The following is a 13,087-nucleotide window of genomic DNA, read 5'->3' on the forward strand; positions in this document are numbered from 1 at the left end:
GTCCTGTTGCCGTGGCCGCTTAGGCCACGCGCCCCAGTATCGGCTGGCGCCGAAGGGTTGTCAGGCTGCGCCACAGCCATTCCCACGGCCCATAGACAAAATGCCTGAACCACAGATGCGCAAAGCCTGCCAGCACAATGACGACCCCGATTGCCAGCGCCAGCACGGCCAGCGTGCCCGTCTGGCCAATCAACTGGAACCCCCAGCCATAAAACAGCAACTGCCCCAAGGCCGAAGACCCAAGATACCCTGTCAGACTCATCCTGCCCAAGGGCGCCAGCAGGGTGTGAACCCATTGCATATGCGGGCCATGCAATGCGGCCGTCAGCAACATCAGATACCCCAGCGCCATCAGCGGTGTTTCCAGATACAGCACGAACCAGAACCCCTGCGGCGTGTCGATCATATGCAACGCACCCCCTGCCGCCATCCCCAGACACAGGGACAGCGCGCCCAACCGAAACATATGGCCGCGCAGTTCGGCAAGCTGCGACATCAAGGCGCTTTTGCCCACCGCCAGCCCCAACAGGAAAAGCCCCGACAACATGAACAGGCGCAGCAGCAGCATACCACCCGCTGTATCTGCGGCCCCCGTCACCATGTTCAGGTTCTGGCTGATGGCGTCAGTATAATTTTGCGATGCAAAGGCGCGCAGACTTTCATCATGGCCTTCGGGCACAGGCACAGGCGGACCAACCCCGCTTAGGGCCAGCGCGATTGGTCCTGCCAGAACCAGCCCTATGCCCAGCGCGAAGGTCACCCGCTGCGACAGCCGCGCCGCCAGCGGCAGCAACAGGCCCAGCGCGGCATAGGTCATCAGAATATCGGCCCAGAACAGGAAAACAGCATTGAACGCCCCGATTGCGCCCAGCACCATGAACCGGCGCATGATTTTCGGGGCCGCCGCTTCAGCTGTGGGGCCTGCGCGTTGCAAGATCATGCTGAAACTCAGCCCGAACATAAAGGAAAAAGCGGCCAGCGCCTTGCCTTCGAAAAACATATCCAGAAAGCCCCAGACAGCGCGATCCACTGTCCCCAGCATTTCGGCACGCGCATCCGGGCTAAGATAGGCAAGCCCCGAGAAGGTCATCATATTCATGATGATGACGACACCCAGCGCCACCGCGCGAACGGCGTCAATGCGGGTGTTTCGCTGGCGTTCCGACCGGGCCATGTGTCCGTTTCCTTTCACAAGCAACCTTCATTGCACAGGGCGCACAATCTATACGGGCGGCCGCTGAAAACCAGCTACCGGCCCGCGACACAGCCCGAATGGGCATGTTTATGCCAATCGGGCATGAAACAGCCGTGTCGCCCGCGCGGTGTGGCGCAGCGCTTAATCCGGTGGATTTACATGATTTACAAGGTCTTCAATCGCCCCAAGGGTCCAGTCAGGCCGGTCAAGCAGCATCGCCCATGCTTTGGCATAGCTTTCGAATGAATACCTGTGGCCATAGCCGCGCGGGGGCTTCACGGCGGTCATGATATCCACCCCAAGCTGCAGGAATGACACGACCGGCAACCAACGCAGATCCGCCGAAACATCCGGCCCGCGCGGGCCGGACATCCAGTCGGGGCGGCGCCATGCGGCGCGCGGGTCAAAAAACGTAACGGCGTCGCTGGCGTGCTGCAAATACAGAATGCGGAAACTGCCCCAGGGTGCTGTGCCGGTCGGGGCAAGCCCTGTCTGGTTCATGAAACGCACGGCACTTCCGTCGCGATATGTCGGCAGCCAGGCAGGTGTGTCGGGATTGCGGTTGCGCGTCACCTCGGACCATGTGGGGCTGTTGAAGGGCGCGCCCACCCAAAGCGCGCCATCGAACGGGTCGCCCACAACCTGATGCAGATCGTGGCTTAGTTCCGAATTCAGCGCCCCAAGGCTAAGCCCGTTCAGATACAGGGCAGGGCGCGCATCGGGGGGCAATGTGCGCCAATATCCATACACTTCGGCGAAAACGGCACGCGCGGTCTCGACCCCGTATTCGGGGTCACTTAGCAGGGCAAGCCAGCTTGCCACATAGGAATATTGCACCGACACTGTGGCGACATCACCATGCAGAATATATTCCAGCGCCTGCTGGCCGGATGAATTGACAGTTCCGGTCCCCGTGGGCGTGGCAATGACCAGCGTGCTGCGCGAAAACGCGTCGATGCGCTGAAGTTCGGCCAGCGCAAGGGCCGCACGCGCCGCAGGGTCAGGGGCGGCATTCAGCCCGACATACACGCGCAGCGGTTCCAGCGCAGGGGTGCCGGTTGCGGCCTCGATCCGGGCCTGGTCCGGCCCTGCGGCAATCATCGCGCGGCCCGTCCGGCCCAGTTCTTCCCAATCCAGCAGCGATCCGGGCGCGCCGGTTTTGCGCGGGTCTTCGGGGCGGGGGCTTGCCTCCTCAAACACGCCATCAAGCCCGGCATAGACACGGTCAACCGCAGTCAGCGCCCCGCGCACCAGCACACCGTTGCCAATGTTCCAAAACAGCAATGCCGTCAGCGTGATGGACACCAGAAGCGCCTGCGGGCCGGGCAGCACACGCGACAGCGCGCCCGACAGTTTGCGCACCACAAGCGATGCAAACCGCACGAACCAGACCAGCAGCAAAAACACCGCCACCGCCCCCGCAGCAATCGTGAAAGGGCGCACAGTGTCGACGGGCGGCATTTCCATCAATGCCCGCAACCCGTTTTGCCATTCCGATGCCTGCCACAACGCCCCCGCAGCCGCCAGCACACAGATAAACACCACAACTGCACGAATACCCCTGCGGGCACGAAGCGGCAGGGGCGGGAATTCCAACCTGTGCCACAGCGCCGACAGCATCAGCCCGATGGCATGCCCCGCCGCCAGACTGACCCCGCTTAGCACGGCCTGCACCATGGTATCGCGCGGCACCAGACTTGGGGTCAGGGACACCATGAAGAACAATGTGCCCAGTATCAGCGCAGGCAGGCTGGCATAAGGCAGCCACGCCACGACGTAGCGCATGGTTTGCAAGACAACCTTCATGCGCGGACCGCAACCGCAGGCAATGGCACGCAAATCAGGATGCGCGCCCGACGCGAACAGGCATGGTTTGAAAATACCGCACGCCAGCAGCGTGCAAAAATATGGAACTTGACGGCTGCGACAACCGCTTTCAGGACAAATACGCCTTCGGACAGAATGAAACACCCCTAAGTATCGTTGTTGGTATTTGTCCTTTTATAGGGCCTGCGCGTGCGCACAACAAGCCGGGTGGCGTTCACGATATGCCAAGCATGTCAGGCTGCATTCTCTGCGCGGATGCCCGAAATTGCTTGCACCAGCGAATCCTCGGTCACGTCATCGGCGCTGAATTCGCGCATGATGCGCCCGTGATACATGGCCACAATCCGGTCCGAGACACGCAGCACTTCGGGCATTTCCGAACTGATGACGATAACCGCATAGCCTTGGGCCGCCAGTTCGCGCAACAGATTGTGAATCTCGGATTTGGACCCGACATCAATGCCGCGTGTGGGTTCATCCACAATCAGAACGCGCGGCTTCATGGACAGCCATTTTCCGATGACGATCTTTTGCTGGTTGCCACCTGACAGCACGCCAACGGTCTGGCGCCAGCTTGGTGATTTGATTTCCAGCTTTTCGCGATACTGCTCGTAGATTGCCATTTCAGCCGCGGACGACACGAAAGGCCCTGATGTCAAATTCTGAACCTGCGGCAAGGTTATGTTGTCGCGGCAACTCATTTGCAGCACAAGCCCTTGTTCCTTGCGGTTCTCTGGCACCAGGGAAATGCCCAGACCAAGCGCGCTTTGCGGCGAGATGATCTGCACCGGCGCGCCATCCACCAGAATTTCGCCACTATCCGGACTGCGCAGGCCGAACAGCGTTTCCGCAATTTCCGTCCGGCCCGCGCCCACAAGCCCGTAAAAGCCCAACACCTCGCCCGCGCGCACAGCGAAGCTGACGTTCTCGAACAAGGGCGCGCAGCTTAACCCGCGCACTTCCAGCACCGTGTCGCCCAGTTTGGGTGGTTTGACATCGCGCGACAAATCAAGGCTTCGGCCAATCATCAGGCGGGTCACTTCGTCTTCATTCGTGTCGGCGGTGGTCAGGGTGCCGCGATACGCGCCATCGCGCAGGACGGTAATGCGGTCGGACAGGGTGAATATTTCATCCATCCGGTGCGAGATATAGACAACACCCACACCGCGCGCCTTCAGGTCATTGATGATGTCGAACAACACCACCTTTTCTGAATCGGTCAGTGACGCGGTTGGCTCGTCAAACACCACAACGCGGGCATCCACAGTCAGCGCGCGGGCGATTTCCACCATCTGCTGATTAGCAATCGACAGGTTTGCGACCGTCACTTCCCCCCTGAAGTTGCAGTTCAGGCGCTTCAGAATAGCATTCGAGCGGTCGAACAAGGTCGTCCAGTCCACGCGACCCAGTGACTTCAGCGGCAATTCCCCAAGATAGATATTCTCTGCCGCCGACATTTCCGGAACAAGGCTAAGTTCCTGATGAATCAGCACAACGCCCTGTGCCTTGGCCTCTATCGGGGTGGTCATGCGCACCGGGCGTTCGGCGATCATGATCTGCCCTTCGTCGGGTTGATACATGCCCGCCAGCACTTTCATCAATGTGGATTTGCCAGCGCCGTTTTCGCCCAGAAGGGCGTGAACCTCGCCGGGCATCACCTCGAAATCGACACCATCAAGCGCGCGGACGCCGGGAAATGTCTTGACGATGCCCTGTAGGCGCAGCGCCGGTTGTTGTGGTGTGTCCGTCATAGGCGTAGCCCCCCGTCCGCTGTGCGGTTGAAACGTTTGTCCAGAAACAGAACGGCAATCAGGATGCTGCCAAGGATGACATAAACGTAGAAGGCAGGCACCTGCATCAGGTTCATGCCGTTGCGCAAAATGCCAATGGCCAGCACCCCGCCGAATGTGCCGATAATATCGCCCTTGCCCCCTGTCAGTTTCGTGCCGCCCAAAACCACAGCCGTGATCACCCATAATTCGTAATCGCGGCCCAGATTGGGCGTGGCCGCGCCCATCTGCGTGGACAAAAGCACACCCGACAGCGCCGCAAGGAAACCGATGATCATGAAATTGACCATCATATGCGGCCCGACACGAATGCCTGCATTCACCGCCGCTTCGCGGTTGCCGCCCACGGCATAGGTATTGCGCCCATGGGCTGTCCGCGACAAAACCCAATGAACCGCCAGCGAACATAGCAGGAATATTATCGCCAGCACCGGCAACGGCCCGACTGACAGTGCGCTGAAATCGGAATAGGCGAAATTCATCGCATAGAAGGACTGCTCGCCCGTATAGACAAAGACCAGACCGCGAATGCCCAGCATTGCCCCCAACGTAACGATGAAGGCATCAACGCCGGTTTTCCACACGATAAAGCCATTCAACGCGCCCAGCACAATGCCCACCAGCAGCGCAAGGCAGACCGCAGGCAGGATTTGCCAGTTGCCCCATGTGGCAAACATGGCCCAGCTTTGCACATCCACCGCGAAGGCCGCCGCAAGCGCCAGAATGGCCCCCACCGACAGGTCGATATTGCCGTTGATCATAACCAGCGTCATGCCCAGCGCGATCAGCCCGATGGTTGATGTCTGCACCAGAATATTCTGGAAATTGCGGTAGTCGAAGAAATGGTCCGAAACCAGGCTGAAGAAGATGAACACGATCAGCACAAAGCCCCAGATCGGGTTGCGCATCAACCAGCGCACGGGGTTGAAATCAGTTAGGTTTGACATCACGGACCTCATGCTATCGGTGAAAACAGGCGGCCACGCTTGGCTGCAACATCCAGCCAGACGGCCACGATGATGACCACCCAGGTCACCAGCCATTGCGTATAATAGGGCTGGCCCATCAGGATCAGGCCGTTCTGGATAAAGGCCAGCATCAACACGCCCAGAACCGTTTTCAGAATGCTGCCCGCGCCCCCCAGCAACGATGTGCCGCCCAGAATAACCGCCGCCAGAACCTGAAGTTCATAGCCCTGCCCCACATTGTTTTGCGACCCCATCACGCGGCTGCCAAGGATCATCGCGGCAACCGCCACGCATAACGCCGAGATCAGATAGGTCGTGAACACCACCCGCGAGCGCGGAATGCCCGAAAACACCGATGCTGTCGGATTGCCGCCCACAGCATAGACTTTGCGCCCGAAGGGCATGGTGGTCATGATGATATGAAACACCAGCGCCATCACCCCGAAAATGATGATGGGGGTTGCAATGCCAAACACCGCGCCGCGCCCGAATATGGCAAACCAGGTGCCACTGTGGTCAACAATGTCGACATTCTGCCCGCCACTATAGATCAGCACCAGCCCCTGAATGGCCGACAGCATGCCCAAAGTCACAATCAGCGAATTCAGCCGCAATATGCCAATCAGGAACCCGTTTATCGCGCCCAGACACAATGTGGCCAGCACCATGACGGGAATGGCCAGTTCCGGCCCGATCTTGTCATGCAGATCGACAACAAGCACAGTGGCAAATGACAGCATAGACCCGACAGACAAATCCAGATTGCCGCCGATCACCACAATGGTAACGCCCAGCGCAATGACCCCGATGATGGCAGATTGCCGAAAAACCGACATTATGTTGTCGGCGGACATGAACCTGTCTGACATGACCGAAAACGCAATCATGAACAGTATGAAGGCCACAAGGATACCCTGCTTCGCAATCGCAGGGCCGCCGGCCTTTAGGCGCGTCAACAGCATCTCGCTCCTCCCGGAATATCTATTCTCGCGCTCTCCCCTGCGCGTGTCGCATGACTGCATTTGCAGCCGGAACCGGGGCGGCACCAGCGATGCGCCCCGGTCGTTGATATCGTTGCCTCAGAACACCGGGCGGTCAAACTCTTCCATGTTGTCTTGCGTGATCTTGGGTGTGTCAAAGTAGTTCAGCTTTGGCACATCTTCACCGGCCAGCACATCCAACGCTGTTTGCAAGGCGGCTTCTGCATCATCGACTGGTGACTGATAGACAGACCCCCAGTATTCGCCGCGCGCCATGGCATCATATCCCACAGCGAAGTTTGTTGCGCCGATAAATACCATCCCCTCGGCGCGACCTGCGGCAAGGGCTGCATTCAATGCACCGACGCCCATGTTGTCATCACCGGAATACACACCATCAATCTGGTCAAACCGCGTCAAAAAGGTTTCCATGGTGCGCTGTGCACGTTCGCGGTTCCAGTCGCCGGGCTGAATATCAAGCTGCGTCACGCCGGGGCACATTTCGGCCAGCCGGTCATCGAAACCCTGCTGGCGTTCAATCGCGGTTGTATAGCCCGGCATACCGGTGATCTGGACAATCTGGCCTTCTCCGTCCAATGCGTCACACATCATTTCGGCGGAATAAATGCCCTGTTGCACGTTGTTCGGCCCAGAGAACGCGGCGATGAATTCCATCCCTGCTTCAGCGATGTTCGAATTGGTCACGACCACCGGAATTTCCGCACGATGCGCATTGCGGACCGCTGGAACCAGCGCCTGCCCGTCGGTTGGCCAGATGATGATCGCGTCAACCTGCTGCTGGATAAGATCCTGCAACTGGCTGATCTGGCGCGCGACATCCCCACCGGCGTCCAGCACGATCACCTCTACATCGGGGTTGGCTTCGGCAGCGGCGATGAACGCGCGTTCATAGGTGGTCTGATAGCTGTCGATACCGACATTGTTCTGCGTAATCCCGATCCGGACGGTATCGGCCGTGGCGGCACTTGCCAGGGCAAGGGTGCCGCAACTGGCAAGCAGAATGCGCATGGTCTTTGTCATTTTCTTCCTCCCATAGGTTTCATATGCGCCGCGCGCCCTGACGGGAAAGCCCCCCAGCACAGCGTTTTTGCGCTTCTTGTATGCTGTCTGCACGGGGCCGTCTGCAACACAGCAAAAATATCCAAAACGGCCACCGTAATATTCATTTTGAACATTTATGGTATATGAACCCCAAGTCAAATTGAACAAAGTGAAGGTATTGCAAATGTCCAAACCGCAAAACACCGACCGCGACCCCCGTCCCCAAGGAAAGTTCAAAGACGTGAAAATGGGAAATATTCATAATGAAAATTTCTTGTCTGCGCCGGGCACCCGCGGGGGGCAGGACGGGGGCGGGCAGGCAGCCTTGCCTGCGGCGCTTGGTTTTATCGACTCCCTGATCGCCGAACTGGATACCGCGCTTGAAATAGGCGATCCCAATCCGCACCTGAATATGGTGGCCGCACTGATCAAGGCCCATCTTAACGGCAAGGTCATCACGGCGACAATGCTGATTTCGGCCTCTGGTGTGCCCTATGCCACGGCACGGCGCAAGTTGCAGCAATTGCTGGATTGCGGCCTGATAGAACAGCGCGCGCGCACACGGTCAGGGCGGTCCTTTTCGCTACACCCGACCGAGCGGCTGATGACAAACTGGCGCCAGCTTGCAGACCGCATCCTGCGGCTTTGCGCTGAAACCACCGGCACGGCCACAGCGACTGCGCGTGAATATTATTTCGGGGCGTCCTATGTGCCAGCCAGCCAGTCAATCGCCCCGCCGCAGGTTTTGCCAGAACCACTGCCGCTGGGTGGGGGCTTGCGCATTCTGGTGCATGGCGACCCGACCTTCATGGTCATGGAAAACCTGAAGCGGCAGTTTGAACAGATTATCGGCACGTCCATCAGCCAGCGCGCCTTTTCCATCGACAGACTGCGCACAGAGGCCCTGCGCAATGCAGAACGCCGTGTCAGCAAATATGACATCATCGCCGTCGACCTGCCCTGGATCGGCGAGTTTGCGGAAAAGAACGTGCTGTCCCCGCTAAGTGACTGTCTGGATATCGACCGGCTGGACCCGCCGGATTTTCACACTGCGGGGTGGATGGCCGCACATTGGGGCGGGCGGCCCTATGGTGTGCCAAGCCAGACAACGCCGGAATTGCTGTTTTACCGCAAGGACATGTTCGCCGCCGCAGGGCTGGAACCGCCGCACACCACAGATGCCGTGATCACCGCAGCGCGCCATTTTCACGCGCCGCAACATGGCCGCTACGGGATTGCGTGGAACGCCGCCCGCGGCACGGCATTGGGGCACCAGTTCCTGATGACCTGCGCCGATTTTGGCCAGCCGATCATCAATCTGGACCCCATCGCCGGCGGTTTCGCGGCCGACACGGCCAAGCGCACCGACATTGTGCCCACCATCGACACCCCCCTGGCGCTGGATGCGTGCGAATACCTGCTGCAACTGCTGGACCTGTCCCCGCCCGACATTTTGTCGATGTCGTGGTATGAACGGATCCGCCCCTATGCGGCGGGCAAGATCGCCATGGCCTATGGCTACACGCTGCTGGCCCCGTATTTTGAACGCGACCCCTCGTCGCCCGCCAATGGAAACACCGGCTATCTGCCCCATGCCGCCGGTCCGCAAGGCCAGCCCGTGGCCCCCGTGGGCGGTTATGTTCTGGGCATTCCCGCCAACATTGCGCCCGAACGCCGCGCCGCCGCTGCGGAAGCGCTGGTTGCCTTCACATCGCCCGAGGCACAAAAACTGTATGTGCTGAACGGCAGCCGCACCGCACCGCGCTATTCAGTGGGGGCCGACCCCGAAGTGCGGCGCATTTCCCCCATTTTTGAAGCGGTGGACGCCATGTCGCTGCGCGATGAATTGCAGTATTGGCCACGCCCGCCAATTCCCCAGATCGCCGACATCATAGAGATTTGCGGACAGGAACTTCATGACATGCTGCGCGGAATACTGACCCCGCGCGACGCCTTAAGGCGCGCCCAGTCACGGGCAGAAGACGCCTTGAAATAACCAAAAGCGCTGAGGAGGACGCCATGGACACCACCCGCCTGAAAGGCAAGAATATTCTGATCACCGGTGCCGCGCGCGGTATGGGTGCGTGCAATGCAGAACATTTCGCCGAACTGGGTGCGAATGTCTGCCTTGGTGATCTGGATCTGGATGCCGCGCAAACACTGGCCGACAAGATCAACGCCAAAGGCAATGGCCGCGCGATTGCTGTCAAAATGGATGTCACAAAACGCGAAGATAACGCAGCCGCCGTTGCAGCCACGGTAGACGCATTCGGGCTGATCAATGTGGGCCTGTTCAATGCGGGCCTGAACAAGCCCCGGTTCTTCATGGATATAGATGAAGACAACTGGGACATGATCATGAATGTCAACACCAAGGCCATGTGGCTGGGCATGCAGGAAACCGCCCGCCAGATGATCGCGCAGGGCAAGCAGGATTACCCCTATAAGCTGATCAATGTGGGGTCCATCGCGTCGCGCAAGCCGCTGGTGGATGTGACCGTCTATTGCACGTCGAAATATGGCTGTCTGGCGCTGACGCATTGCGGGGCCATCGGGCTGTCGGAACACGGAATTACTGTGAACGGATACGCGCCGGGTGTGGTTGTCACGCCGCTATGGGAACAGCTGGACAAGGATCTGGTCGAAATCGGGTTCAAGGACCGCGAAGGTCAGGCCTATGACGACATCGTGCGCGATGCACTGCAAATCAAGCGCGTGTCCTATCCCGAAGATGTCAGGGGCACAGCCGCATTTCTGTGCAGTTCCGACAGTGATTACATGACGGGTCAGATGATCCATATCGATGGCGGCTGGTGCATCCAGTAACGCACACACACCACATTCCCCAATTCACCCTTCAGACAATCGGTGCATCGCCACATGCACTGGACGGAGTAGTCTTATGTCACGAGCTTTGATGCCCAATCTGTTAACCCCCCAGGACCTTGAACCAAACTGGCGCTGGGAAGGGCGGCTGCCCGCATGGGGCCACACTTCGGTCGATTTTGAACGCCGGATCGACCATGACCGCCTGCGCCGCTACCGTTTGGCGCGCACGCGTCAGGCATTGCAGGCGTCAAATGCCGGCACGCTGCTGTTGTTCGATGTGAACAATATCCGCTATGTGTCCGCCACCAAAATCGGCGAATGGGAACGCGACAAGATGTGTCGCTTCTGCCTGCTGACGGGCGATGATGCGCCCTATGTCTGGGATTTCGGGTCGGCCGCGATGCACCACAAGAAATTCAGCGACTGGCTGGTGCCCGACCATTGCCGCGCCGGTGTGGTCGGCATGCGCGGCACCATCCCGCCCGAATTCGGGTTGATGCGCAAATATGCGCGTGAAATCGCGGGCCTTATCCGCGATGCGGGCATGGGCGACATGCCGGTGGGTGTGGATTACGCCGAAACCGCCATGTTCCATGCCCTGCAAGAAGAGGGGCTGAATGTCGTGGATGGCCAGCAAATCATGCTGGCCGCGCGCGAGATCAAGAACTGGGATGAAATCCAGTTGCTGACACAAGCCGCCGCCATGGTCGATGGTGTCTATCATATGATCTATGAGGAGTTGAAACCCGGCATCCGTGAAAACGACATCGTCGCCCTGTCCAACAAGATGCTCTATGAAATGGGCAGCGATGATGTCGAAGCGATCAACGCCATTTCAGGTGAACGCTGCAACCCGCACCCGCATAATTTCACTGACCGCTATTTCCGCCCCGGTGATCAGGCCTTCTTTGACATTCTGCAAAGCTATCAGGGCTACCGCACCTGCTACTATCGCACCTTCAATATTGGCCGCGCGACGCCTGCGCAAAATGATGCCTATGTGAAGGCGCGCGAATGGATTGATGCGTCCATCGCCATGATCAAACCGGGGGTTTCCACCGACAAAGTGGCCGAGGTCTGGCCAAAGGCCGAAGAATTCGGCTTCCCGGACGAGCAATCGGCCTTTGGCCTGCAATTCGGCCACGGTCTGGGGCTGGCACTGCATGAGCGCCCGATCATCAGCCGCGCGATCAGTCTGGACCACCCGATGGAAATCAAGACCGGCATGGTCTTCGCGCTGGAAACCTATTGCCCTGCGGCAGATGGCTATTCCGCCGCGCGGATCGAGGAAGAAGTGGTTGTAACCGAAACCGGCTGCGAAGTGATCAGCCTGTTTCCGGCAGAAGAACTGCCGATTGCGAACCGCTACTGAACGCCCCTGCCGGGGCGTGGCCCCCGGCGGGAGTATTTCTTGCAAGATGAAACCGGGGCGCGTGACCCTGAAAGGACATCGCAATGGCCAAGGCCAAGACAAATACCGAAGATTACCTGCGCATGTACCGCCAGATGGTGCGCATCCGCACTTTTGAGGATAACGCCAACCAGCTATACCTGTCGGCCAAAATGCCCGGCCTGACACATATGTATTCCGGCGAGGAAGCGGTCGCCGTGGGCATATGTGAGGCGCTGACTGATGATGACCGCATCACGTCAACCCACCGTGGCCACGGCCATTGCGTGGCCAAGGGGGCGGAATTCAAGGCGATGTTCTGCGAACTTCTGGGCAAGGCGGAAGGGTATTGCCGCGGCAAGGGCGGGTCAATGCATATCGCCGATCAAAGCCACGGCAACCTTGGCGCAAACGCGATTGTCGGCGGGTCGATGGGGATTGCGACAGGGTCGGCCCTGCGCGCGAAACTGCAAGGCGCGGATGATGTGACGGTGTGTTTCTTTGGCGACGGGGCCACCGCGCAGGGGCTGATGTATGAGGTGATGAACATGGCCGCCTTGTGGAGCTTGCCGGTCATCTATGCCTGCGAAAACAACGGCTATTCGGAATATACCAAAACCGAGGAAATCGCGGCGGGGTCCATCACTGCGCGGGCCGAGGCGTTCGGGATCGAGGCGCATCAGGTGGACGGGCAGGATGTGCTGGCGGTCAATGACCTGACGCGCAAACTGGTGGCGCGCGCGCGCCGCGGCGAAGGGCCGTTCTTCATGGAATTGATGACCTATCGCTACCATGGCCACCATGTGGGCGACATCAACCGCGAATACTACCGCTCCAAGGCCGAGGAGAAGGAGTGGAAGGAAAACCGCGACCCGATCATCCGCTTTCGCGCCCATCTGGTCAGCGAAGGGATCGCCACGGAAGACGAACTGGACGCGATGAATGCCGAGGTGGAGCGCGACGCGGCCGAGGCCGTGGCCTATGCCGAGGCCGCGCCCTACCCCGATGCGTCAGAAGTAGATCAGCATGTTTTTGCGGCCTGAGGA

At 59.3% G+C, this 13,087-nt stretch carries 10 protein-coding genes; 4 read left to right on the forward strand and 6 right to left on the reverse strand.

The window, feature by feature from the left end; all coding sequences use genetic code 11:
* Window positions 1-19: 19 nt before the first annotated feature.
* The 6 genes from P8S53_RS00965 to P8S53_RS00990 all read right to left on the reverse strand — a co-directional run bounded on the left by P8S53_RS00965 (window position 20) and on the right by P8S53_RS00990 (window position 7,801).
* The gene (locus P8S53_RS00965; RefSeq protein ID WP_277805302.1) at window positions 20-1,174 is read right to left on the reverse strand and encodes a DUF418 domain-containing protein; all 1,155 of its coding nucleotides are present in this window, start codon (window positions 1,172-1,174) and stop codon (window positions 20-22) included.
* A gap of 162 nt (window positions 1,175-1,336) precedes the next feature.
* A complete protein-coding gene (locus P8S53_RS00970; RefSeq protein ID WP_277805303.1) occupies window positions 1,337-3,001 on the reverse strand; it encodes an alpha/beta-hydrolase family protein in 1,665 nt (554 codons plus the stop codon).
* A gap of 254 nt (window positions 3,002-3,255) precedes the next feature.
* On the reverse strand, window positions 3,256-4,773 hold the full coding sequence (locus P8S53_RS00975; protein ID WP_277805304.1) for a sugar ABC transporter ATP-binding protein: 1,518 nt from the start codon (window positions 4,771-4,773) through the stop codon (window positions 3,256-3,258).
* Entirely contained in the window at window positions 4,770-5,759 is a 990-nt protein-coding gene (locus tag P8S53_RS00980) for an ABC transporter permease (RefSeq protein ID WP_277805305.1), read from the reverse strand. Before P8S53_RS00980 ends, P8S53_RS00975 begins: the two co-directional genes overlap by 4 nt.
* Window positions 5,760-5,767: 8 nt before the next feature.
* A complete protein-coding gene (locus tag P8S53_RS00985; protein WP_277805306.1) occupies window positions 5,768-6,742 on the reverse strand; it encodes an ABC transporter permease in 975 nt (324 codons plus the stop codon).
* A gap of 117 nt (window positions 6,743-6,859) precedes the next feature.
* Complete coding sequence (locus tag P8S53_RS00990) at window positions 6,860-7,801, reverse strand: sugar ABC transporter substrate-binding protein (RefSeq protein ID WP_277805307.1); 942 nt, start codon at window positions 7,799-7,801, stop codon at window positions 6,860-6,862.
* Window positions 7,802-8,069: 268 nt separating this feature from the next.
* On the opposite strand from P8S53_RS00990, the gene P8S53_RS00995 reads away from it, so the two are divergent.
* The 4 genes from P8S53_RS00995 to P8S53_RS01010 all read left to right on the forward strand — a co-directional run bounded on the left by P8S53_RS00995 (window position 8,070) and on the right by P8S53_RS01010 (window position 13,084).
* Entirely contained in the window at window positions 8,070-9,818 is a 1,749-nt protein-coding gene (locus P8S53_RS00995; protein WP_277805308.1) for an extracellular solute-binding protein, read from the forward strand.
* A 23-nt stretch (window positions 9,819-9,841) separates the two neighbouring features.
* Window positions 9,842-10,648, forward strand: coding sequence for an SDR family NAD(P)-dependent oxidoreductase (locus P8S53_RS01000; RefSeq protein WP_277805309.1), 807 nt, complete (start codon window positions 9,842-9,844; stop codon window positions 10,646-10,648).
* 76 nt (window positions 10,649-10,724) lie between these two features.
* Window positions 10,725-12,023: a Xaa-Pro peptidase family protein gene (locus P8S53_RS01005; protein WP_277805310.1), complete on the forward strand. Its 1,299-nt coding sequence runs from the start codon at window positions 10,725-10,727 to the stop codon at window positions 12,021-12,023.
* Window positions 12,024-12,106: 83 nt separating this feature from the next.
* Window positions 12,107-13,084 (forward strand): thiamine pyrophosphate-dependent dehydrogenase E1 component subunit alpha, encoded by a 978-nt coding sequence (locus P8S53_RS01010; RefSeq protein WP_277805311.1) that lies wholly within the window; start codon window positions 12,107-12,109, stop codon window positions 13,082-13,084.
* Window positions 13,085-13,087 lie beyond the last annotated feature (3 nt).

The organism is Roseinatronobacter sp. S2, assembly GCF_029581395.1.
Classification (GTDB): domain Bacteria; phylum Pseudomonadota; class Alphaproteobacteria; order Rhodobacterales; family Rhodobacteraceae; genus Roseinatronobacter.